The organism is Vibrio scophthalmi (genome assembly GCF_040869025.1).
GTDB classification, from domain to species: Bacteria; Pseudomonadota; Gammaproteobacteria; order Enterobacterales; family Vibrionaceae; genus Vibrio; species Vibrio scophthalmi.
In genome coordinates this window covers 1751065-1776244 of record NZ_CP134271.1, presented here as the reverse complement: position 1 = coordinate 1776244, position 25180 = coordinate 1751065, and the positions used below count along the sequence as shown (strand labels likewise).

General features: G+C 41.2%; 20 protein-coding genes. 6 read left to right on the top strand and 14 right to left on the bottom strand.

What is annotated here, in order from left to right:
* Positions 1 to 125: 125 nt before the first annotated feature.
* The 3 genes from RJD38_RS08155 (at position 126) to RJD38_RS08145 (ending at position 3374) form a co-directional block, all read left to right on the top strand.
* On the top strand, positions 126 to 1250 hold the full coding sequence (locus RJD38_RS08155; RefSeq protein ID WP_367971206.1) for a tyrosine-type recombinase/integrase: 1125 nt from the start codon (positions 126 to 128) through the stop codon (positions 1248 to 1250).
* Between the two features lie 305 nt (positions 1251 to 1555).
* Positions 1556 to 2929 carry a hypothetical protein gene (locus RJD38_RS08150; protein WP_367971205.1) on the top strand — a complete coding sequence of 458 codons (1374 nt, stop codon included), beginning with the start codon at positions 1556 to 1558 and terminating at the stop codon, positions 2927 to 2929.
* A 91-nt stretch (positions 2930 to 3020) separates the two neighbouring features.
* Positions 3021 to 3374, top strand: coding sequence for a hypothetical protein (locus RJD38_RS08145; RefSeq protein ID WP_367971204.1), 354 nt, complete (start codon positions 3021 to 3023; stop codon positions 3372 to 3374).
* Positions 3375 to 3470: 96 nt separating this feature from the next.
* Here the strand turns inward: RJD38_RS08145 and RJD38_RS08140 are convergent, their stop codons facing one another.
* Complete coding sequence (locus RJD38_RS08140; protein WP_367971203.1) at positions 3471 to 6623, bottom strand: type III restriction-modification system endonuclease; 3153 nt, start codon at positions 6621 to 6623, stop codon at positions 3471 to 3473.
* 10 nt (positions 6624 to 6633) lie between these two features.
* Positions 6634 to 8574 carry a site-specific DNA-methyltransferase gene (locus tag RJD38_RS08135; protein WP_367971202.1) on the bottom strand — a complete coding sequence of 647 codons (1941 nt, stop codon included), beginning with the start codon at positions 8572 to 8574 and terminating at the stop codon, positions 6634 to 6636.
* 258 nt (positions 8575 to 8832) lie between these two features.
* On the opposite strand from RJD38_RS08135, the gene RJD38_RS08130 reads away from it, so the two are divergent.
* On the top strand, positions 8833 to 10041 hold the full coding sequence (locus tag RJD38_RS08130) for an IS4 family transposase (protein ID WP_032073033.1): 1209 nt from the start codon (positions 8833 to 8835) through the stop codon (positions 10039 to 10041).
* Between the two features lie 9 nt (positions 10042 to 10050).
* On the opposite strand, the gene RJD38_RS08125 is transcribed toward RJD38_RS08130, so the two are convergent.
* From RJD38_RS08125 to RJD38_RS08090, 8 genes are all read right to left on the bottom strand, one after another.
* Complete coding sequence (locus RJD38_RS08125; RefSeq protein WP_367971201.1) at positions 10051 to 10875, bottom strand: DUF4391 domain-containing protein; 825 nt, start codon at positions 10873 to 10875, stop codon at positions 10051 to 10053.
* Positions 10876 to 10892: 17 nt separating this feature from the next.
* Complete coding sequence (locus RJD38_RS08120) at positions 10893 to 14165, bottom strand: helicase-related protein (RefSeq protein ID WP_367971200.1); 3273 nt, start codon at positions 14163 to 14165, stop codon at positions 10893 to 10895.
* A 6-nt stretch (positions 14166 to 14171) separates the two neighbouring features.
* Positions 14172 to 14408, bottom strand: coding sequence for a transcription factor (locus tag RJD38_RS08115; RefSeq protein WP_069540250.1), 237 nt, complete (start codon positions 14406 to 14408; stop codon positions 14172 to 14174).
* A 61-nt stretch (positions 14409 to 14469) separates the two neighbouring features.
* Entirely contained in the window at positions 14470 to 16533 is a 2064-nt protein-coding gene (locus RJD38_RS08110) for a hypothetical protein (RefSeq protein ID WP_367971199.1), read from the bottom strand.
* Positions 16523 to 16912 carry a hypothetical protein gene (locus RJD38_RS08105; protein WP_367971198.1) on the bottom strand — a complete coding sequence of 130 codons (390 nt, stop codon included), beginning with the start codon at positions 16910 to 16912 and terminating at the stop codon, positions 16523 to 16525. The genes RJD38_RS08110 and RJD38_RS08105 overlap by 11 nt, the downstream gene beginning before the upstream one ends.
* Positions 16913 to 17068: 156 nt before the next feature.
* Positions 17069 to 17386 carry a hypothetical protein gene (locus RJD38_RS08100; protein ID WP_367971197.1) on the bottom strand — a complete coding sequence of 106 codons (318 nt, stop codon included), beginning with the start codon at positions 17384 to 17386 and terminating at the stop codon, positions 17069 to 17071.
* A gap of 16 nt (positions 17387 to 17402) precedes the next feature.
* Positions 17403 to 18092 carry a hypothetical protein gene (locus RJD38_RS08095; protein ID WP_367971196.1) on the bottom strand — a complete coding sequence of 230 codons (690 nt, stop codon included), beginning with the start codon at positions 18090 to 18092 and terminating at the stop codon, positions 17403 to 17405.
* Positions 18093 to 18142: 50 nt separating this feature from the next.
* The gene (locus RJD38_RS08090) at positions 18143 to 18409 is read right to left on the bottom strand and encodes a pyocin activator PrtN family protein (RefSeq protein WP_367971195.1); all 267 of its coding nucleotides are present in this window, start codon (positions 18407 to 18409) and stop codon (positions 18143 to 18145) included.
* A gap of 744 nt (positions 18410 to 19153) precedes the next feature.
* Here RJD38_RS08090 and zur point away from each other — a divergent pair.
* Entirely contained in the window at positions 19154 to 19612 is a 459-nt protein-coding gene (gene zur, locus RJD38_RS08085; protein WP_174269656.1) for a zinc uptake transcriptional repressor Zur, read from the top strand.
* A gap of 17 nt (positions 19613 to 19629) precedes the next feature.
* Positions 19630 to 20091 carry a chemotaxis protein CheX gene (locus tag RJD38_RS08080; protein WP_005597067.1) on the top strand — a complete coding sequence of 154 codons (462 nt, stop codon included), beginning with the start codon at positions 19630 to 19632 and terminating at the stop codon, positions 20089 to 20091.
* Between the two features lie 168 nt (positions 20092 to 20259).
* Here the strand turns inward: RJD38_RS08080 and cysC are convergent, their stop codons facing one another.
* From cysC to cysD, 4 genes are all read right to left on the bottom strand, one after another.
* Positions 20260 to 20877 carry an adenylyl-sulfate kinase gene (gene cysC, locus RJD38_RS08075; protein WP_065545754.1) on the bottom strand — a complete coding sequence of 206 codons (618 nt, stop codon included), beginning with the start codon at positions 20875 to 20877 and terminating at the stop codon, positions 20260 to 20262.
* 11 nt (positions 20878 to 20888) lie between these two features.
* Complete coding sequence (locus RJD38_RS08070; RefSeq protein WP_367971194.1) at positions 20889 to 22613, bottom strand: SLC13 family permease; 1725 nt, start codon at positions 22611 to 22613, stop codon at positions 20889 to 20891.
* 163 nt (positions 22614 to 22776) lie between these two features.
* Positions 22777 to 24204, bottom strand: a complete 1428-nt coding sequence (gene cysN / locus RJD38_RS08065) for a sulfate adenylyltransferase subunit CysN (protein WP_367971193.1) — start codon at positions 24202 to 24204, stop codon at positions 22777 to 22779.
* A gap of 20 nt (positions 24205 to 24224) precedes the next feature.
* Entirely contained in the window at positions 24225 to 25133 is a 909-nt protein-coding gene (gene cysD / locus RJD38_RS08060; RefSeq protein WP_005597074.1) for a sulfate adenylyltransferase subunit CysD, read from the bottom strand.
* Positions 25134 to 25180 lie beyond the last annotated feature (47 nt).

Below are 25180 nucleotides of genomic sequence, written 5' to 3'. Positions count from 1 at the left end.
CAGCACACTAATATAAAAGCAAGTATATAAAAATCAACAACTTAATCACCAATCCGCATTATATTTACAATCAAATTCAAACTATTACTATCGGCTCAAACCAGTTAGTTAATAAGAGTAAAGTAATGGCAAAACCATATATCGAACCGCAATACCTAAAATCCGGAATGTCCTACAAAGTACGTGTGCGAGCTGGAAAAAAAGATCCTATTAAATTTTCTATGTCTCGTACATTTAACACAAAACTAAAAGCGGAGCGGTTTGCTAAATCAATCCGCGCACAAATTGAAGCCCGTGATTATGGATTCCTTCTGCCAGATCTCGCGGTTGGCGATGCCCTTGATCAATTTCAATCTTATGTATTCGCGGATGAAGAGCTGGCATCTCGATACAACAAGAATCTACCGACCATCATTAAGCGATTTATTGATTCATCATTTGCAGATCTACCGATTGATTTGATTGGCTCTCATGACATCGCTAAATCAATGATGGAGATCCAAAAGCAGTATCAGCTCTCACCTTCAACAATGAGTGGCTACCTGAGTGGGCTATCCACCGCTTTTGCTGATGCCAATACGTTATTAGGGTTCAATTTCAACACTGATACGATTCGCGATGCGAGACCAACGTTAAAAAGGTTTGGACTGATCAGTAAAAGTAAGGCACGTAAAAGCGTGTTGTCACTCGACGAATTAAAACTCATTACTGAATACTACGAAAACATGGATATGAGAGGGCGCTCATCAATCCCGATGATAGACATCATGTGGTTTGCTTTGTATACATGTATGCGCCTCAGCGAAATTTGCCTGAAAATAAAATGGAAAGACTACGATGAATCGTCACATATTCTGACTGTCGATAAACGTAAAACTCCAACCGATGATGATGACAACAAAACCACTAAAATCGTGCTCAATGCCGCCACTATTGCCATCATCAACAAAATGCCAAAGGGAGAGCCTACTGATCCGATTTTTCCATTCAATCCAAAATCAGTGAGCACATCATGGACGAAAGCAATGAAAGCGCTCGGTATTGATGACCTACATTTTCACGACCTACGAGCAACTGGCTCATCTGAACTCTACAAGCGCGGCATGGATCTTTATGGTGTGTCAAAACTGGCAGGGCATAGCTCGGCTGAGATGCAACTCAAACACTACCTGCGCTGTATCCCTGTTGTTCTGCCTGAAAACGCTTTCGGCGCTTCTACATCCAAAAACAACTCTGTTCTGAGCTGTTAAACAATAGCTTTATTTCATTCTATAAACGTGGACGAAGCTCTTTATACACTTTTATTTCTTTTAAAGAGCTTTAAAAGACTTAGCAAAAAGACAAAGCCAGTAATAGCAATGCCTGCCAAGATTATATGGCGAGTTTTGTGTTTACACTTGCGAGATTCATGCATTCAACTGCGAGGTTTATGATCTTTATTGCGAACATCATGATTTCTATTGCGAGATTTATGATCTCACCCGTTTTCACTGTTTATTAAGATACGAATTCCTACTTGATAACTAGCAACATAATATTTATTTTTGGAGAAAACATGTCTATTCCATTATCTCGTATCGACGAAGAACACGTTGCAAATTTAAGCCGTTCTTTGGTTACAAGCAACACCACTGTATTACAACAAAGACTAATGATTACAACCGTCGCTGCATTTGTTCCTTCTGATTCTAGGTTAGTTGATCAGCTCAACACATTTATGAGAGAGACTGGGCAAAAAATAATTACACATAAGTCTGCAAACTCTTCCGCCAACAGTGAAGATAGTGGTGAAACACGAACCAATGTTGTCATCGATAGTGTTTTATCGAATCAAAGAATAATGAACAATGTTACCATTATAAAAAATGTGGATGCTGATACTTTATGTTGGACACCTATTTCTGCAATTGAATGTGCAAAACTTTATTTCTCAAAAAATACAGATTACTTAAAGTTCCGTTTTAAGCTCAATGACTTTTTAAAGTTCTGGTCACCAGAGGTAATTAATAGTCGCAATGAGAACAAACCAAGCTATTTATCTAGAGGAATTATTAATTCTATAAAGAACATAGCATCAATAACATATGAAGTTAAACTCTGTGATAACGGCTCTTATATTAAAGAATACATCCCTATCTTTAGCAAGGTATCACTCGTTGACTCCACTTATATAGATATTGAGATTAACGTGAACTTTATGCCTTACTTAGTTTTTTATTGTGAAGAAATTAAACGTATTGGTTATATTGCATTGCCGTTATATCTTTTAAAAAACGCCACAACAGAATACACAATGAAAATGTGGCTCTTACTACTTCGACGATACCACCCAATGAAAGGCTATGAGCCTTATGAAGTTACTATTGATATAGAGACTCTTAGAGAAGAGTTGGGTGTTGTTAATAGTTATAAGAATGGCAACGACTTACAGAAGAACGTTATCAACAGAGCAATTTCTGACATAGTTAGAATATCAAACTCAAAAGAAACTAAAGATCGCTCTGTGCTAAAACTCATCAAGATAAATAATGAAAAAGCAGATACTGATGAAAAGGCATATTATAGCATTAATATGAAAGGAAGAAAAACAGCAAGTATTTCATTGCTGGTCGATCCATCGCACATGAGAAAATCTCAAAATAAAAAATTAAAAGATAAGAGAGCAAAAGCAGCAGAAAAATTTGAGGCAAGATTAAACGCAGGCATCACCCCTACTGATGAAAATTGTCTACCTCCATTCTTAGCTAATTTCATCAACAATTCAGATAATAAAGAAGACGAGAAAAACAAAGAAGAAAAGAAAACGCCAATAAATGTTCAAGTATTAAACAGCCTAAACTCTGATAATAGGAGCGCATCCGAAAAATTGAAAGAACCATTAGAAGAAAAAATAAATAATGATTTTGATGCTAATCATGACTTGTGGTAATTAAGCAAAAAACCATAATTAAAAACTCTTACCTTTAGTGTTAATTTATTTCTCTTGTCTATTTTCCTATAATTAAAATAAACAATCCATTATGAGTAAAAGTTTATGGCAGAAAGAGATAAACAATGAAAGACAAAAATCCAATAATAAAGAAACTTTAGATAACTACCATAGCGTTACAGTTGAGTCATTGGTAGTTAAACATTGCTTAGCTAAAGGGTTTATTTCTGAAGAAGATGTTAATCAATCATCTCGTCGATATTTATGGCTGCGCCAAGTAATTACAATGAAGTTGCTAGCAATTGAATTGGAAATATTTGATGATGTCGAAGTGACATTAGCCAACCTTGATGAGTGCTATAAAGCAAAACAAGATAAAGCTAATGAAATTATCGAAACCATATCTCAGTGTATATTAATGTCTTTACCTACCTATAGACACTAGATTTAGAGAAGTGGCATCGCTCTTAGGCAATGCCACTTTCAGTTAGTTTCACCACCAAAAGTAGTCATAAGCAGATACTTTTGAGGCATGCATCAATTAAAAATGTGAGCTAAACGTATCAAAATTATCCGCTTTTACAAACTTAGCGGAATTTTGAATTTCGTTGCCATCATCGTCTTTACTTAGAGCATCAAAGTGAGCGATGCCACATTTTATCTTCGCTTTTTCTGCATCACGTAGATCGTCAGAGAAAATGCTCGACTTGGTTTCAACCACAAAGTAAAGCTGTTCTGTACCATCATCATTATCAATCAGAACCGCCCAGTCTGGGTTGTAGCTACCTAACGGAGTATCGATCTTAAACCAAGGCGGCAGCTTCGCATAAAGCTTCACTTCATCCTGACTTTCTAAACGCTCTGCAAACTTAATTTCAGTGTCAGAATCACAAATAAGATAGTCATAAACCGACTTATTGGCTTTAACCATGTCTTTCAGGTAGCCCGTCAGCTCTTCCTCTTGGAATAATTCTTGTGCGTAGTAAGCTTCATCACCAATGCGGCGATATTTGATGCCACTAACAATTGCAACGCGCATTTGCTTACGAATAACATCACCAGTCAACTCAATAAAGCGTTGTGGGTTATTCTTAAAAGCCTCTAGCTTATCACCTAAACCAAGGAGGATATCAATGATCGTTTGACGAGTTAGGTTAGTCTGATCCGTCAAGTAAGTTACGATGTCAGGAAGTTGAATTTTGCCATCTTCATACGTATAAACTTTGCGCTTCTCATTTATAGTATTTAGACCAGATTCTTCTACTTCTACAGTCACTTTTTTATATTCAAACTTAGCTTTTGCAACTGCTACGTTGGCGCGAATTTCCGTTATGCATTTTTCAACTAACTCATTAACGCTAAAGTTCACGCGGTAAGTTGTTTTAAACTTAATGCGATCCCATAACGCTTTGAAGTCTTCACCGAGTACCACTTGCTTACCATCCGAGCCATCACGCAGTTTAACAGTTCGTTTTTCTTCATGCTTTTTGACATGCAAGCCTTTCGACAATTTCTTCAATACCGCAACAATCGCTTCTGAATGTTCTGCAACCTCTTCAGGCAAATCGACTTGATTATTGTCTAAAGCTTCCTTTAAAGCATCTTGGATCTTACCCTTGCTGTTGATGTATTCACGCGCGAGCAAATGCTTAAATATCGCTTCTGATGCCTTGGCACCCAAAAACGTTTTCTTGTCGAGATTACTAGAAACCAGAATGTTAGCAAACTGATGAGATGCAACTGTACCAAACTTGATACCTTCCTCTTCCTCAATCTCTTTCTGAAGTTGTTCAACAAACGATTCATACGATTCATTTGCCATCACCGTCAGGGTGTTCACTTCAAAACCATAAGGTACGCGCTCACCAGACTGATCAACGGCGAGACGTAAACCTCGTCCAATTTCCTGACGTTTTTTGGTTACTGAGGTCGTTTCATTCAGCGTACAAATTTGGAATACATTCGGGTTATCCCAGCCCTCTTTTAATGCTGAATGCGAGAAGATAAAGCGTAGCTTTTCATCCATTGAAAGCAGTTTCTCTTTATCTTTCATAATTAGGTTATATGCAGACTCATCAGCAGCCGTTTTGCCACCCTCACCTTTTGCTGATAGCTTTGACTCAGCATACAACGGATTACCCGATGCATCCTTTTTCTTATCCTGTGCAAAGTACCCATCATGAACAGATTGGGTTAACTCTTGTAGCGCAATAGGGTTAACTACCTTCTGCCCCCCTTCTTCGACCCAAATCTTAGGGTAAAGCACTTGATACTTTGGCTTAACTACTTGCTTAGCAAATTCTTCTTCAAACCACTGAGCAAACTTACCTTGTACTGGCTGACCATCTTTCGTATAGCCTCGATAGTTAGCAACCTTGTCAATGAAGAATAGACTAAGAACTTTAATTCCTTTTTGGCTCAGAACCTTAGAATGATCCATCCTGTCATGACCCGTCGTCACTTTATGATAAAAAGCCCATTCCTTTTCAAGATGTTCTTCAATCGTTTTAGCAACTTGAATACGCTTGAACGCATCTTCATCAACGGCACCAATAGCTTGACCTAAGCGAACGATCTCACTACGGCTAGTAAAATCAATGTACTCATTGCCTTCTTGACAGTAAATGTCGTTGACGATGTATCCCTCATAGACACTGCGCCCACCTGAAAGCTCAAAGAGGTCATTGACTTGACCATCTTTTATCGTCACCTGTTTGCGTGGTTGTAATTTTCCCGCTTTAGTTTGAGCGTCAATCTCAATCTTTGCTGAAATAGGTGACTTCTTATTATCAACACTGATCAACTTAACATAGGCTTGGTTGTGCCCATCTTTAACATCCAGTGAAGCAACCTCGATCTGCTTCACTAACTTACGGTCATAAGCGTCAATAGAGTCGAGCTTATACAATAAGTTTGGCGCCTCTTTTAGTGTTGCCGAATAACGGAACGTACAAAGTGGCTCTAGACTGTTAATCGCATCTTTTCGGTTTTGCGTTGATACTACCGATTGTGGTTCATCAATAATAACGACAGGACGTGTCGCCTGAATGAACTCAATTGGCTTCATACCATTTAAACGGTCATCGGTACGGTGGATCAGGTTCGCTGTCGTCTCTTTGCTAGGATCAGTAAATGACTTGCTAAATGCGTCAATGTTGATCACCATGATTTGAATGTAATCATTGGTCGCAAAGTTTCTTACTTGATCACGCTTCGAAGAGTCATAAACAAAATAGTCATATTGCACATTTTTAAACTGCTCACGAAAATGTGATTCTGTAATTTGCAGTGACTTATAGACACCTTCTTTGATAGCGATAGATGGCACAACAATGATGAACTTGCTCAAACCATAACGTTGGTTTAATTCAAAAATCGAGCGTAAATACACGTAGGTTTTACCCGTACCTGTTTCCATCTCAACACTGAAGTCCAAACTTGGCAGAGCCTGCTTCTTGTTCTCTGTTTGTTCTAAGCCATTCTGGATCTGAACATTACGCGTATTATGGTAGATCTCATCATCAAGCAAGGTTAATTTATTACCAACACCATGATCGCTATTAAGCATATCCATCTGAACGGTTTGCGCGACAGAAAAGTTGGATTGAAACGTTTCTTGACCTTCAAACACGCCTAATACTGCGTTAACGGCATCAATTTGGTGTCCTAAATCGGATTTGAACTGAATCTTCATCTCTGCCACCTTAAATGCTCTTCACATCATCAATGTCATACTGCTTTAAGATTTGAATCGCGTTAGTTTTCACAACACTATCCGCGAACCCCTGATCTTTGAAAACAACTTGAGTAACTTCAGTATCCAGCTCTTGCTTAAGCTTCGCGATGCCTTCTACAACAGCTTCCGTGATGTCATCATCCAGACAAACCATCAGGGCACCATCACCGACCACAAACACCTTTTTGCCTTCAACCATTGTCTCTTTGACGCTTTCAGTCAACTCTAAACCGTACTTCAAAAGAACCTCATACAACACATCTTTAGAAGTGCGGTCATTTTTAATTGATTTTGCAGCTAGCTGAAGAGCAGGTTCTAGATTCTCAAAATCAGCACTCCATGAGCGAATATTAGTTTCATCTAAAATAAAAGATTTAAAGCCGAAATCTTTTTTGGCATATTTCTTTTCAAAAGTCTCCAATCTAATTTGAGTTATTTTTGAAAGATATAGCTTCCTATTTTTTGATTTAAGATATTCTATAGCTTTTGCTTCATTTACTGGTTCTGGCAATTGAATTAAAATAAATCTCCTATTGTGATTGTCCTCGGTATTTTTTTGAACCACTGCCTCTGCCGTGGTACCAGAACCACCAAAAAAGTCTAGTATTATATCATCTTCACTCGTCATAAAACCGATTAGGTAACTTATTAAACTAACTGGCTTAGGATAATCAAAATAATCCCCACCTAAAAGTTCCTTAAGATAGGTTGACGCTTTTTCATTTGTATCAACCCCTTGTAGAGATTTATTTATTAAAGGAGTGTGGATGCTATCTTTTATAAAGTTAGTAGGTCTTTTGAAACCCTCTTCTTGTCTCAAAAACCTTACAGATAGCTTATCTGATTTAACTACAAATGTTGTTCCTTTCAAAAGCTCTTTGTCTAGGAAGTCTTGAGTCCATTTAAACTCTCCAAGCATTTCAACATCTGATTGTGGAATTCCATTTATCAATTGAATTTCATTAAGCAATTCAACACGATCTGGTTTAGATGGACTATAAAAACCATCTCTAAACTTATTAGGGTTAAATGTAATTTTATCTTTAGGGAATTTTAACTTTCTAAGACTATTTCCAGAGTTCAACAATGGCTGATCACCACCATCAAGTGCTTCCCCGTTATACTTGGTAGGGTTTTTATTCTTTTCATAACAAACAATATACTCGTTTGTCTTTCTAGACTTTGTGGATAATGCAGGTGGAGTAGATGTTTTCACCCAAGAAAATATTTCCACAAAATTGTCCTCACCAAATATCTCATTCATAATGTGCTTTAAGTTTGTCAACTCTTCAACACCAATAGAAACAAATATTGCACCATCATCTCGAAGCAAATTCCTGGCTAATTTCAACCTAGGGTAAAGCATATTAAGCCAATCAGAGTGAAATCTTCCTGACGTTTCAGTGTTAGTATTTACCTTATTACCATCACTATTTACTTGCCCTGTAATTTCAAGGTAATTTTTAATATTATCTTTAAAATTATCTTTATAAACAAAATCCTTACCTGTGTTATAAGGTGGGTCGATATAAATCATCTTTACTTTTTTGTGGTATGACTTTTGTAGAAGCTTAAGCACTTCAAGGTTGTCACCCTCAATAAACAGATTCTCGGTACTATCCCAATTAACACTCTCTTCTTTACAAGGGCGAAGTGTGCCTGTTGATGGTGTTTGCGCAATCTGACGCGCTTGATTCTTACCATTCCATGTAAAGTTATAACGCTCATCGCTGTCATCAACAGCTTCGCCTAACACTGCCTTTAAAGCTTCAAAATCAATTTTTCCTTCTGTAAATACATCAGGGAAAAGCTGCTTAAGCTGTTGAATGTTGCCTTCAGTGATGTCGGCACTCTTAGACTCGGGATGGTCAAGGCTAATTTTTTCTATCATAGTTTTTTCAATCGTCATTTTTATTCCATTCTTTACTGGAAAATAATCTGGCAATGCGTTCCCGTGGCGGTGCGCCTTGGTACTCATCGCGTATTCTTCGGCTTAGCATAAACGAAAAAGCTAAATGCTGGCTTTAATGGTCGCTATCTGTTGCTTTAGTAACTTCGCTCTGAGGAATCCCCTAATGATTTTGATAAAAATCATAAATTTAAGGTAGATGCACATCTTGTCATGTGATCAAATGGTTCTGAGAAAAATCAATAACCAGACAACAAGATGTGCGAACTCGATATTTTACACGACTCTCTTTACCAATTCTGCCCTGAATTGCACTTAAAACGACTCAACAGTTTAACGCTGGCTTGCCACGCATTACTTGAATGTAAAACGCTCACTCTTACCGAACTTGGTCGTAACCTGCCAACGAAAGCCAGAACAAAACATAACATCAAACGAATCGACAGATTGTTAGGTAATCGTCACTTGCACAAAGAGCGACTCGCTGTATACCGTTGGCATGCCAGCTTTATCTGTTCAGGTAATTCGATGCCCATTGTTCTTGTTGACTGGTCTGATATTCGTGAGCAAAAACGGCTTATGGTATTGCGGGCTTCGGTGGCACTACATGGTCGTTCTATTACTCTTTATGAGAAAGCCTTTCCGCTTTCAGAGCAATGTTCAAAGAAGGCTCATGACCAATTTCTAGCCGACCTTGCAAGCATTCTACCGAGTAACACTACACCGCTCATTGTCAGTGATGCTGGCTTTAAAGTGCCATGGTATAAATCCGTTGAAAAGCTAGGTTGGTACTGGTTAAGTCGAGTCAGAGGGAAAGTGCAATATGCAGATTTAGGTGCGGAAAACTGGCAACCTATCAGCAACTTACATAGCATATCCTCAAGTCGCTCAAAGACTTTAGGCTATAAGAGGTTGACTAAGAGCAACCCAATTTCATGTCAAATTGCACTGTATAAATCACGTCCTAAAGGCCGAAAAAATCAGCGTTCGACACGGACTAATTGTCATCATCCGTCACCTAAAATCTACTCCGCTTCGACAAAAGAACCATGGGTTTTAGCGACTAACTTGCCCGTTGAAATCCGAACACCAAAGCAACTTGTTAGGCTCTACTCGAAGCGTATGCAAATTGAAGAAACCTTCCGAGACTTGAAAAGCCCAGCCTACGGTTTAGGCCTCCGTCATAGCCGAACTAGCAGCTCAGAGCGCTTTGATATCATGCTGCTAATCGCCCTAATGCTTCAACTGACATTTTGGCTTGCTGGAGTTCATGGTCAGAAACAAGGTTGGGATAAGCACTTCCAAGCTAACACTGTCAAAAATCGAAATGTACTCTCAACAGTGCGCTTAGGGATGGAAGTTTTGCGGCATTCTGGCTACACAATAACGAGGGAAGACTTGCTCGCGGCTGCAACCCTGCTTGCTCAAAATCTATTCAAACATGGTTGTGCTTTGGGGAAATTATGAGGGGATCCCTCAGAACTTCGCTTCCACATTTAGTTTTACCTTCTGATTCATCTGTGTGGCTTTTTTTATCTTGCTGCGAACTACGCTTAGCGCAGATTCTAACGCTTTCAACTCATGAAGTCTGAGGGTTAAACCGAGATCCTTGTTGGTATCACTGCTACTTGCGTCAATATCGTTCAATTCGGTCTTGTATGTACCAGTAAACTTCGCCGCCTCAAAACGATTGAACTTCGCTATCAAGTCAAGATAGAAGTCATACAAGCTCACCTTAGAAAGGCTACTGAATGCCATATCGCTAAAAAGAGCCTGTTGGAGTTCATTTGTAGCACTGGTGCTTTTGCTTGATGCAGTAGAGCGATTGAGCCACCCTGTATCGTATTGGTGTTCAATGGTTAACTTGTTGCTATCGGCTTGATTTATGCGCTTATCTGCAAGGCTTAATGCTAATTGCCCTTCTTGCTCTCCCTCATGAGGCTCCGCCTCAATGACTAACAATAAGGGATAAGGTATGTGCTGATGCAGCAGACGGCACAATTGTTTAGTTTTAGCATTACTTTTCACCACCACCTTCAGCACTGCTATTTCTAAATACTCATGAATGCCATCTTCAAAGCTCGGAATGTTCACGTTTTCTGACTTTAGCGAATAGCGCCACTCAATTGACTTCAGTACCTCTTTGACTAAAGCCTTGTCGGTGCTCGTTAACGCAGCATTATCCGTTAAAGTTTTTTTGGGGATTTTCACCCCTAGCAACGCATTGTCTGGCAACGCTATCGCCTGCCAAAATTGTTCAGCCAATGTTTTTGGCATGGCTAGAGATACTTTATTTATCATTACTTATCTGCCAATCGTCATAGAACTGGAACAAAGCTAACCACTTCAAAGTCGTTAACCTGTTGAGTTGCGCCAGCCGTTAAGGTTGTACCACCTCGGGTAAACAAACTCGCCGCTCCTTTCTCTTCACTCTTACCCGCGATGTCTTCCACTGCAACCTTTAGGAGATCTTGGTAGTGAGCCATGTCTCTCAACCCTTTGGTTTGCTGCTCCAGCTTTTGATCAGCCAGCCTTTGAGCTTCAGGGTTCGCCTTAATGGCAGCCGAGAACTTTTTAAGTAAATCAAGAATATGCTTTGCCTGAGTAAAGGAGTACAGCACTTCCTCATCTTCTGATACATAGACCAAATAGTAAGGCGAAAGAGCATAGCTCATATCAACTTGCACACTGCCTTTCTTATCTTTTAGACAGAAAATTACGCCAGCCTCAAGTTCAGTGGTTAACTCCCCTAGATCGAGCAAATCTCGGTCTAACACAATAGGAGCAAATAAGCCTAACGGAGCACCCTCCAGCTCATCCAAATGATGTTTCATGAAATCAGTCAGATCCATGCGGAAATCATTCAGTGTTAAGTCCGTGATCGAGACGCCACCAGATATATCTTCTAAATCGACAACCTGATTCTGTAGTTGCTCAAGTTGACGACGACGATAATCTAAGTCGTTCATATCACCATTTTGTTCAATCACGTTCTCTTCACCCGTAGCAGAGATATCAAGCAGCACCATACGACCACTGACTCTAGCCTCTAGGTTGATGTACTCATCCAACTCCATATTAGGCCAAAAGTTTACAAGCTGGATCCTTTCATTAATCGAGCCTAAACGGTCAATTCGACCAAAACGCTGAATGATTCGAACCGGGTTCCAGTGAATGTCGTAGTTAATCAAGAAATCGCAATCCTGAAGGTTTTGACCTTCAGAGATACAGTCGGTGGCAATCAATACATCAATCTCATCGCTAAACTCAGGGAAGATTTTTGCACGCTCTTTTGAGCGCGGTGAAAAGTGAGTCAGCATGCTATTTAGATCCGCTTTAATTCGCTTACCTTGTGGATCTAGTAATGTGGTATCCGTCCGTTGCCCTGTGATTAACGCAATCTTGATACCGAACTCTCGACTCGCCCATAAAGAGAGATCTCGATATAGGTATTCGGCTGTATCAGCGAAAGCCGTAAAGATAATGACTTTTTTATTGCTGCCATTAATCGGGGTATGGATTTTTGCTGAGATAGTCTCTTTCAGTGCCTGTAGCTTAGCATCTCGTACTTCATTAACGCCCTTTGCTTCTCGCACAATAGCCCGTAAGAACGCACAGTCAGCATCAAGATCTTGAGCGTAACGAATTAAATCCATGTCTTGCAGACGCACTTTGGTTTTTTTACCGACCATGTAAGGAGCAAGCTCTGGATTTTCTAACTCAAAATCTTGAATATCCTCAATCGGTGGTGCAACAAACTCTTCTGTTAGGTCATCCGTTAGTGTCGGGGCAATATGCTGGTGAAAATGCTCTATCTGCCCAAGAATTGCTTCCACTTGAGCCAATAACTTATGAGAGGTTAGCTGAAATGAATAAATGGAGCTTTCCATACGCTTAAGCAAATTAACACGCATAAGGTGTACGAGGCTTTCTTCACGGTCAACCTGTCTGAAGATTGAACCACCTTTAACCTTTTGGTCGTATCGACGTGCATATTCTGCTTTTTTATCCGCTCGAATGTATTTCATAGGCGAATAACAAGCCAATGATAGGCGACGAATGGTGTCATTGACCTCTTTCATCGATGGAAATTGATGACTTAAATCAATGTCAGATTTGACATTCTTTGGAAGCAAACGCGTAGGGAATTTACCAATGTCAGCCGTACCATAATACTTTTCGATATGTTTACGTGAACGTGCGATAGTATAAATATCAAGTAGTTTGAAGTAATCAAAGTTAATGGTATCCAGTAACTCTTGAGACGTTCGCTCTTCTGGTGGTCTCTTTGACCACACATTAAAGTGCTGTTGCGCCTGCATCAAAGTACGTTCAATGCTCTTAATGCCTTCTTCAGCTAATGCACTGTCATTTGCCTCAGTAATAAACGCTACCTGATTTTTCATATCATTAAGCCTGTTATTTACTGGAGTAGCAGAAAGCATTAGAACCTTGGTTTTCACACCAGCTTTTATGATGTCATCTAACAAACGCTGGTAGCGGTTTTTCCCCTCTTTTTTAGGGTTGTTGTTCCTAAAGTTATGACTTTCATCGATCACAACTAGGTGGTAGTTCCCCCAATTAATGGTTTCAAGATTGATAGCGCCTGAATACCCCTTATAACGACTCATGTCTGTATGATTTAGTACGTCATAATTGAAGCGGTCACTTGCAAGAAGGTTTCGCTTATCATTCTGAGTATATACCTGCCAGTTATCACGCAGTTTCTTTGGGCAGAGCACGAGAACTTTGTCATTACGAAGTTCAAAGTATTTGATCACTGCCAATGCTTCAAACGTTTTACCTAAACCCACACTGTCAGCGATGATACAGCCGTTGTGCTTCATCAACTTATCTATAGCACCTAGCACACCATCACGCTGAAATTTATAAAGTTTGTTCCAAATAAGGGTATCTTTGAAACCAGTTCGTGCATCAATGATGCTTTCTTCCTGAAGCTCACCAATGAAGTCTTTGAATAGATTATAAAGCGTCACAAAGTAGATGAAGTCGACAGAATGCTCACGAGCTAATACATCAAGTTGTCTCATCAATTCAGCTTTAGCATCAGTGACCTGACCTTTTGCATTCCATACATGATTAAAGTAAGCCAAAAGATCTTGTGATTGCGGCGCAACCACTTTAGTTATCATGTCAAAACCTGATGATTCAGTTAAGCCTAAGCCGCTACCGTTAAACTGCGCCCCATCAATAGCACTAAGCTCCGCGCCTTCAACGGTAATAATATGTTTCCCTACCGCACCCGCTTGATTAACAAGACGCACCTGCGCTTTTTGTTCTAACCATTGTGCAAACTCTTTGGCTATCAATTTTTGATTTAACTGATTGCGAAACTTAGTTTCATGCTCACCGCCAAGTAATGTGCCAAAGGGGGATACGGTTTGCTCTGCACCAAAACCTTTAAATTGAGAAAAGAGTAAACGTACCGAAGATAGTTTATTTAGCTCTTCTTTCAGGTTATCAAATGCATAGATAGAGAAAAGCCCTGTCATCACAGAAAGCTTATCATTGGCAGCTATGCTATCAGCTAAAATAGCTGTAACAGTTGTTGATGAGTTATCTATAAGCATAACGAGTTAAATCCTATCAGGGTTCAAACCAGCCGCCCTCAAGCGTGCAGTTAAGTTGCGCATTTTGCTAAATTCAGTGCCATAACTTGGCTTTAAAGCCAGTTCTTCACAAAACTCACGAGCAGTAATACCCTGTAATTGATCTGCATATTTAATGCACTGAAGGTGAAGTTCTGCCATGTATTGGTTGCGAGGAGCCGCCGATAATGCGGCTTGTATACTCTCTTTGATAACTACATCCATAGTCATTCCAACAAAAACTTATTGAGTGAATTAGCTAATTTAGCAAAATTAGCTAATGACTTCACGGTTGCATATCAAGTTTTGCGTTGTTCTTGCATTGATCTGGTAACGTGTTCGAAGATATCAAAGAGTCAGCCTTTTCAATTTCTTTAATAGCCGCTCGACAACATTCTGCAAGTTGTTGGCAGTGACAGCTAAGCTGTTCATCTCCTGCTGTAAGCTCTGCCGAGCAATCTTTTCGCTCTCCAATGCGTTCGATAGCTGGTTGATGACCTCTGTTTGCTCTTTCGATTGCTTGGACAGCATATTGATGCTTTGTGTTAATTGATTCTGTATTTGTTGCCACTGATCTTGCTTGGTCGCTAAATCGTTGAAGAGCTGCATCATTAACTGAGCGTATTTCTGGTTCTGTTGTGCTAAAAGAACTTGGTTGTGATTGCTCGTTTTTAGCTGGCTCTCGTACTCCGCTAGCCGTTGAAGATACTGGCTTGGGCGTGTTGTTGTTTGTTCTCCCATTGTTATTTTTTTTGATTATTGTGTTTGGTGGCGTTATGCCTTTATTTTTGTAGTATTGCAGTACAGCCGCCTCAAAAGCCGCTTTATTGCTAGCTGATACTTCACCTACATTCGTCGTTAACTTTAATGATGACACATCCCATCCTTTTGCTGCCGCCGCTTCAATGGTCAGTAAATAAGCCAGTTTTTTTCCTTCTGGCGCCCCCTCAGTTGATATTGTAAAGAGGTCATCATATTCGTGAATGACCGTATTGAGACGCTGAGAAACGATGGTTCTCGTTGCTCCATATCCTCCTTTATCAAGAATGATGGCGTCGTGTACCACATCTTGATTAATGCCCTTTTTATATACGGCATACCACTGCCTCTGAGCGCGGGTGAGTTCTTTGCCAAAAACGTTTCTAGTTGCAAGACTGGCGGAAAAATCTAAGCCAAGAAAAGGAAGGTTACGGCGATTCCGAATAGAAAACCCACTATGGTTGATACTGCTATTGCCACAAATGTTTTGTCCAACCTCAAATTCTCGCTGAGCGCCAATTGGTGAGCTTTGTTTAACTGCTCGGTGATTTGCTGCTCGGCTTTCTGGTTGGTAGCGATCATTCTGACGCTGGAAGCCAATGACGCTTCTCTCTGAAGATTCAACATTTCGTGATCGTTTTGTATTTGCATCAACAACTCTCGATGATGGCTTTCGACCACGTTTTTGTTTTGCTTGTATAAGCTGAGCACGTTGTTGTGCGACTTGATAATTGAGTGCTCGCAGCTCTTTGATGTTTTGCTCACAGCGTCTATCGCGCTGCTGGTGATACTCTCTAGAGCCTTCTGTTTGTCGCTCAATAAGTTGCTCAATGGACGTGAATTGATGTTTGTCATAAATCGTGCCTTTAAGGCGTAAGTTTCGTTTTGCTCCTTTTAGTTTAACTACCAAGTAATTGTCTGGTTGATTATCTCTTACCAACTCAACATCTGGATGATTTTTTAATGCTGCAATAATATCTTGGCGATTATTGATTTTTTCTATTGCGATGCCATCAAGAATAAATTCTGTGAGTTTCTTAGCGACCCCTTTATTTTCATTACCATAGCACGAAAGGTTGATTTGCCTCTGGTGACTAGGATCATCGGGGGATGTTAGATTGAACTTATCATTCACGATTTGCTTGGCAAGATTAATGCGGTGCATGTCCCGCTTGTGAAGATAAGGCGTAATGATTTTACCAGTTACGAGATCGCGATTAACGATATGGTAATTAAGCTCCAATCGCCCACAGCCACGAGCCTCATCAAACTCTTTATCTGTATGGCGAATCCATACCAAATCATAATGAGTAGGTGGAAAGCCTGCCATCAATGTTTCTTCAAATAAGCTCATAGCAAATTCTTGAGCTTCAGTTGAAACATCTAGTGCATTTTCCTCAAAACTGAGTACACCATGTGTATATGCATTAGCGCTCTTTTCTAGAGCTAAAAGCTGGTGAGTAATATCAAGATTCCCTCGCAGTAATTCCGGCTTCACTTTGCGCCACTTATAACCACTTAAGTAATTGATACCACCGTCGACTCCCTTTGCTTTGATTTTGTCATTTTTAGCTATCGCTTTATGCAGCATTATCAGAAATATTGTCTTTGATGATTTTTGAGAGCTTTCTGTTGAACACATCAACTTTATAAATAATCAATTCAGCAGATAATGGCTGTCCGTAGAGAGAGCAGGTATGGGCGAGCTTTAGGAACTGATTAATAAGATTACCCAGCGCAGAAAGCTGACGAATAAAATCAGGGTCTTGCTTTATCGTTTTTACGATCTGAAAGGGTGTACCATCAATGAGCAAACGGATCATAGCAACCCTAGTATTCGCACAAGGATGAGCTGCAACTAATGCATCGAGTTTAGCTTGATGCTCTTTTGATAATAGAAACTCGTGGCGAGTTAATTTGTTCTCTTTTTGAGGTGGGGGTGAATTGGTAGCGAAGGAATCCTCTTTCATGTTAATTGATTATTTTTTAGGGTCTTAGGGTGAAACCCTAACCAGCGAGAAATTTAGGATAGGCGAAGCCTAAATCCGTATTTCTCTATGCTGGCTAGAGAACGCTCATATTAAAACAATACAAATTTTTTTATGTGATGACAAAAAAGGATGTAATCACTCCCTTCCCACTTGATGGGGATGTCCATTGTTACGATAAGATTCTTGAGCCTTTTGAAAGGCGATTTGATACTCATTAGTAAGGTGAAGATGAGTCTGAAAGCTAAGATAATTACGTTCATGACTTGTGCGAGAGAAATGATCACAATTGCTGCACAATGTTGTGAAAAATTCCTCTTCAAAAAAACCGCCATCCTTGAATTCAACGGCTGTCACATCATGAGTGATTTTAATATTCGCTGTTGAGTCATTGCAGGCTTGGCAACCGATTGGAAACATATCATTGATGATATGGTAATGTGTTAGTAGTTTCATTTTGCTCTCGTTTACTTTAGTTTTGAAAAGCCCATAAAAATCTAGAACCAAGATCGGCTAACTGATGTACCCGCTCAGTGATGCTTGCCACTGGTTTGGTGTAGTAGTACCCAAGCATAGGTTTATGTCTTACCTGCGCAGTCACCATTTCAGATCGCCTTACCAGCAACTTATTGATATCTAGTTGAATCTCATCGTGACCAGAGATCCCCATTTCAGCATTAGTTAAATGAATAAGTTGCGGAAGCTCCGGCAAAGCAAAGTCAATAACGGCATCCATACCTTCAATCTCAAGCCAAGCGTGACCATTGAATGATTCAATTCCTTCATGTGCGTACGGCATCCACAGATTTTGGGGGTAGCCGAAATCAATCGCACCATACGATCCCATGTTGAATCCAAACGCGGCCTTGCCGCCCACTAACTTGGGGTCGATTCCACGCTCTTTTAAGACGGCTTGACCAAATAAAGCAAGAGGAATGCAAATACCCCCTCTAGTGACAGGATTTTTGCCTGCATAAGTGGCATTCATTGCGGCATCATACCGAGTCTTAACCTCCGGATAAGCTTCAACAACAATCGCTGTAATGCGTTCTAGTTCTGTCTTAGCTGCTTGAACCTTTTGCGACCTTGCTGCCAGTTGTGCTGCTTGTTTCGCTTTGTGTTTAGCTGCCGCAGCTTGCTTTTGCTTTTTGGTGCGCGCCATTTTTAGCCTCTCGCTCAGACTTAGTTGTAACGTAAATAGAAGTAGCTCAGTTAGCATCTAAGCGATGATGCTCTTCTCGATCCTTTGTTTTTTCTCCACTCCCTCTCATTTTCTAATCGTTTACGTTCAACAAATTTCACTAAGTCATCAAAGCTCACGAACCAAGGAGATTTCTGTGAATCGCTGAGACGAACAACAGGAAACGGCAGCTCTTGCTGAGCGGCTTTTCGTTTGATGGTGGTTGCTGCCATACCGAACAATGATCCGGCAACGTCAATGACAGGAATGAAGGGCTGATGATTAAATTTTTCTGCCAACAGGGTTCTAGTAGTGGGTTCAGAAGTTGATGCCATTGTTTTGCTTATCAATTGGTAACGGGAACTGAGGCTATGATTGCAGGCATTAGTGAGCGTGGGAAGTGCCAGAAAACTAGCATAGCGTCAAAAAATAACGATAAGTAACTGAATTATAATAACTAAAAATATAAAAATTTTTGTCAATATAAGGTTTGATAGTCGCCACAACTTGATTGAGCGTAACGGACAATAAGCCAATATAGCTTGCTTGAGGAGGGAGATCATTAAGGAGCTAAAGCGAAAAAATGAAGTATGGCAATTGCAAATTTATCGATGGGGAATACAATTAAAATCCGAAGGCAAAGACGAATGCAAGGCGATAATTTTTACCCCTTTTTTCCCCTCTTTTTCCACAGCTAAACTTAAGCTATTGATTTTAAATGGCTAAACTCTATTATCGGTCCAATCAAGCATTGGAGCGATGGAGAACTTGCACGAATGAGTCATAAATCTGAATTCCAGTCTATTGGCGTTAGTTTTGCGATTAAAATAGGCCGAATATTGTAATCACTTCCCAAGATGTGCGCCAATTTATCTTCCAATGTATCGTTTTTCGAGCAATTTTGATAAGTTAGAACGTTCGACGGTACAGCAAGCTGATTCACCACGATGAATTATCAAAGTCTCGATGGTTAACTCATTTATACGTTAACAATGCATACTATTAAGCGTTAAGTGGTATATTATTAATAAAATCCGATGGTTATGGTGATGGATTTGGATCAAGAGCTAGCAAAGCAAATCGAAGAGATTTGTGCCGCGAGAGGTGTTCGGCTTACACCTCAAAGAAAAAGAGTGTTTGAACTGATTTGTGCGAGCCCAAAAGCCTCCAGTGCTTATGAGCTATTAGAGCAACTAAAAGTCAGTGAACCACAAGCAAAGCCACCCACGGTTTATCGAGCGCTGGACTTTTTATTAGAGCAAGGCTTTATCCATCGAGTCGAGTCAACCAACAGTTTTATTCAATGTTGCTCGTGTAACGCACATAAACATTATTCGCATCTGCTAATTTGCGACAAATGTAGTAACGTGATTGAACTGCAAGATGATAGTTTGGTAGCCTTGTTGGCGAGTAACGCAGAGAAGTATGGCTTTGAGATTACGAATCATGTGATTGAATCACATGGAATTTGTCAGTCATGTTCCTCTGATAACAAAGAATAAAGATATAGAAGAGTATTATGCGCGCTGAATTTGTAAACCCGTTTTTGGCTTCACTGATGAACGTCCTAAAAACGATGGCTTCGCTAGAGCTGAAGCCGCAAAAGCCTCGTGTAAAAAAAGACGAGATTGCACGTGGTGATGTATCAGGCCTAATCGGGATGGTTGGTCCGCAAACTCGCGGTTCTATGTCGATTACTTTTGATGAAAGTTTAGCGCTAGAAATCATGGAGAACATGTTGGGTGAACGCCCTAATGGTCTTAATGATGAAGTAACCGATATGGTGGGTGAAATCACCAATATGGTTACCGGCGGTGCAAAACGCATCCTTGCCGAAAGTGGTTTTGATTTTGATATGGCAACCCCGATCGTTGTATCAGGTAAAGGCCACACCATTCGCCACAAATGCGAAGGGGCGATCATTATCATGCCTTTTACCTCTCAATGGGGTAATGCTTTTATTGAAATCTGTTTTGAATAAGCATTAGGCCACCAATGATAAAAAAGCTTCCTCATGGAAGCTTTTTTGTTTTCGGGCTTGTCGTACAACCTCGATAGCTTTTGGATCATGGCAACCCAAGAGCAGGTTAAACAGCAATTAGCACATAGCTAACCAAAAGCTAACCAAAAGCTATTTAACCTAATCCCATTACTGAATGACACCTTGTTGTTTTAGCACCTTGATACATTGCTCAACCAATGCTTCAATCGGCAACTCTCCTGCCGGTAAATTAATCTCAGCTTTTAATGGCGCTTCGTAGTCAGAATCAATCCCGGTGAAATTAGCGATCTCACCTGCACGGGCTTTTTTATACAAGCCTTTAGGATCGCGCTGTTCACAGACATCTAAAGAAGCATTGACGAAGACTTCTAAAAACTCACCATTAGGGAACAAGTCACGCACTAACTGACGCTCAGCTCGGTGTGGTGAGATAAACGCTGACAAGACAATTAGTCCAGCATCCACCATCAACTTGGCTAACTCACCAATACGGCGAATATTTTCGCGGCGATCTTGATCAGAAAAACCCAAATCACTGCACAAGCCATGGCGAACGTTATCGCCATCCAGTAGATAGGTATGAAAACCTTGTTCTGCCAGTTTATTTTCTAACGCACCAGCAATGGTCGACTTACCCGCGCCCGATAAGCCGGTAAACCACAGTAGCACCGGTTTTTGTTGTTTGAGTTTGGCGCGCTGGGCTTTATCAACACTGTGCTGATGCCAAACGATGTTTTCATCTTTCACTGCTGTATCCGTTGTCATTATTTACATCCTTAATAAGGGAAGAAGAGTGGGATCAATGTCAGCACCAGTACCGAATAGACAATCGATAATGGGATCCCAACTCGCACATAATCCGTTAATTTGTAATTCCCAACACTGTAAACCAGTAAGTTGGTTTGATAGCCATAGGGAGAGATAAAACTCGCACTGGCGCCAAATAGCACAGCCATAATAAAGGGCATTGGGTCAACGCCATAACCGAGCGCCATGCTATAGCCAATAGGAAAAGCCAGAGCAGCCGCCGCATTATTGGTGACAAGCTCAGTTAAGATGAGCGTGAGTAAGTATGTCGCCACCAGCGCCCCAAAGACTCCCCAACCATTAAAAGTTTCAATAAATACTTGGCCAAGTTTCACCGACAACCCAGATGAGAGCATCAGTTGGGCAATAGAAAGTGCCGAGCCGACAATCACCACAATATCAATTGGAAAGCGACGGCGCAGTTCGCCAAGCTGAACAATACCAAATACCAGACAGGCTAATAGATAAACCAGCAGCCCTTTGATCAATGGCACCCACTCTAATAGAGCTAATGCGATCACCGAGCTAAACCCCAGTAGCACTAAGCTCGATTTTTGGAAATCAAGGCGTGCGCTCGAATCAAGGTCATTGACCAAGACGAACTCTTTACGGTGGGCTCGACGCTCCGCTTCAAAACGTTTACCGGGCACCAAAACTAAAGTATCACCCGCGTTGAGCGTGACATTACCTAAGCCACCTTCTAGACGTTCATGACCACGACGAATCGCGACGACTACCGCATCAAAACGATCACGAAAGTGACTGGTTTTTAGCGTCTTATTGCAAAAACTGGCCGAAGAACTGACCACCACTTCAATAAAGCTTTGTCCATTTAAGTGGTGCTGACCAAATAGGGTTAAGCCCTGTATCTCTTGGAGAGTGGCCACACTCTCTATATCACCACAAAACAGTAATCGGTCTTTGGCTTCCAGCACAAATTCCGGGTCAACCGATGGCATGGTTTTACCCTCTCGGATCACTTCAGCAAGAAACAGCTTACGTAATGCACGTAAGTTATTTTCCGCGATACTGCGCCCTACGAGTGGCGATCCAGGTTCAACTCGCGCTTCAAGAAAATAAGGTAAATCATCTTGTGATTGATCATCGTAATTGGGTAGCAAGTAGCTCAACGGGATCAAGATCAACATGCCGCCAAACAGAACAGACAAACCGATCAAGGTTGGAGTGAAAAAGCCTAAACTGGGTAGCCCGGCGTCTTCGACAAAGCTATTAATGATCAAGTTGGTTGAAGTGCCGATCAAGGTCAGCGTACCACCTAAAATGGCGGCATAAGAGAGAGGAATAAGTAGCTTTGATGGCGCATGTTGCTGATTGCGCTTAATCGCCCCAATAAGAGACACTACCACTGCAGTATTATTGGTAAATGATGACAGTAGCGCAGTCGAAATACCCATTTTGGCGACAACCGAGGCGAGTCTTCCCGTCGATAGACTGCGGCTAACCCAGCTGATGAGTAGTGTTTTCTCTAGTGCACTGGAGGCTAAAATCAGTAGCACTAAAGTTAATAAAGAAGAATTGGTGAAATTAGTCGCGACTTCATTAAGTTCAATTAAGCCCGCCATAAAAGCGATAAATGCCGCGCCAGCAAAAATATAGCTTGGTTTAGCGCGTGTCACGACAAGGCATATCACGATACCGAGCAAGATAGCTAACACAAATCCTTGTTGCCACATACCGCTTCCCTACTTCACCCATTCATTGTCTTTATCGGCGATGTGCGATTCAAAACATCACTCAACCAAATAAAGAACTGATACGAACATTCATCGAAACTCGCGCTTCACATCCTGATCCAGCGCGAGATTTCGATGCCTTAAATAGCCACTAAATAGGTGCTTATTTAAGTAATTGACTCATGTCTTTTGCTTCCCAGTGAGGGAAATGTTTGCGAACCAAAGCGTTAAATTCCACTTCAAAGGCAGAGATATCACCTGTTTGCAATTCCACCTGGTTCAAGCTTTCACGTACTAAGCCAGCCCCTACCGTCACGTTAGTTAAACGGTCAATCACGACAAAGCCACCGGTATCTTGGCAATCGGTATAGCGATCGAGTGCTACCGATTCTGTCAGTGTCCACTCACACAAACCAATACCATTAAGTGGCAATTCTACTGCACTGTGGGTTGAGAGATTGTTGATATCATATTGATGACGAATCGACTCAACTCGACCGACGGTTTTCTTGCCGGCAATTTTGATATCGTATTCGCGGCCTGGCTGTAGAGCTTGCTCTGTCATCCACACTACATCCGCTAACAGGTGATTACTTGATTCAACTTGGGCATTGTCCAATACCAATAAATCACCACGGCTGATATCAATTTCATCTTCTAGGGTAAGAGTGACCGCCTGCCCTGCATACGCGGTAGGTAAATCCCCGTCAAAGGTAACAATACGCGCGACTTTCGAGCTTTTGCCCGATGGTAATGCTTGCACGCTATCACCCACATTGATGGTGCCAGATGCTATCGTGCCAGCGAAACCGCGGAAATCGAGGTTAGGTCGGTTCACATATTGAATTGGGAAACGGAAATCACCCGCACCTTTGTCTTGGTCAATATCGACATTTTCCAAGATTTCCAGTAGAGGTTGTCCATCAAACCAGCTCATTTTTGAACTCGGTTCAACGACGTTATCACCTTCAAGCGCTGAGAGTGGCAAAATTTGAATGTTGGTTTCACCACGCAGGTTCTTCGAGAACTCTAGGTATTCATCGCGAATTTGTTCAAATCGATCTTGTGAGTAATCCACCAGATCCATCTTGTTCACGGCGACGACAAAATGCTTCAAACCCAGCAAGTTGGCAATGAACGAATGACGACGGGTTTGATCTAATACGCCTTTACGCGCATCAATCAAGATCACCGCGAGATCACACGTTGATGCACCCGTGGCCATATTGCGCGTGTACTGCTCGTGCCCCGGTGTATCAGAGATAATGAACTTACGCTTTTGGGTAGAGAAATAACGGTAAGCAACATCAATGGTGATGCCTTGTTCACGCTCGGCTTGTAAGCCATCAACCAATAGCGCAAGGTCTGGGCGTTCGCCCGTGGTTCCTACGCGTTGGCTATCATTGTGAACGGCGGCCAATTGATCTTCATAAATTTGCTTTGAGTCATGCAGCAAGCGACCGATCAAAGTACTCTTGCCATCATCGACTGAGCCACACGTTAGAAATCTAAGTAGTGACTTGTATTGGTGTTGGGTTAGGTATCCTTCAATACCCAGCTCCGCTAATTGCGCTTCTACTGCACTGTTCATGTTCTTTCCTTAGATCCTAATTAGAAGTAGCCTTGGCGTTTTTTCAGCTCCATCGATCCTGACTGATCGTGGTCGATCGCGCGCCCTTGGCGCTCACTCGATGTCGCCACCAACATCTCTTCAATAATACCGGTCAGCGTGTTCGCGTCTGATTCAACAGCTCCTGTCAGTGGATAACAGCCAAGCGTACGGAAACGCACGTTCTTTTCTTCTACCACTTCACCCGGTTCAAGCTTCATTCGGTCATCATCAACCATGATCAACATGCCATCACGCTCAACCACAGGGCGCTTATCGGCAAGATAGAGCGGCACAATGTCGATATTTTCTAGGTAGATGTATTGCCAGATATCCAACTCCGTCCAGTTTGACAACGGGAAGACTCGGATACTCTCGCCTTTGTTGATTTGACCGTTGTAGGTCTTCCACAATTCAGGACGCTGATTTTTTGGATCCCAGGTATGGTTTTTATCGCGGAACGAATAAACACGCTCTTTGGCTCGAGATTTTTCTTCATCACGACGCGCACCACCAAAAGCGGCATCAAAGCCATATTTATTCAGTGCTTGTTTTAACCCTTGGGTTTTCATGATGTCCGTGTGCTTTGATGAACCGTGCTCAAATGGGCTACACCCCATCGCGATGCCTTCTGGGTTCTTATGAACCAAAAGCTCAAAGCCATACTTTTCTGCAGCTTTATCGCGAAAATCGATCATCTCTTTGAATTTCCAATCGGTATCTACGTGCAGTAGTGGAAAAGGAATCTTGCCTGGATAAAAGGCTTTCCTTGCCAAATGCAACATTACCGATGAGTCTTTACCGATTGAGTACATCATTACCGGATTATCAAACTCTGCCGCGACTTCACGGATGATGTGAATACTCTCGGCTTCTAACTGTTTAAGGTGAGTTAAACGTTCTTGGTCCATGTTGGTGCTTCCTTTGCAGCTCTATGAGCGTTTCGGCTAGTCTTTCG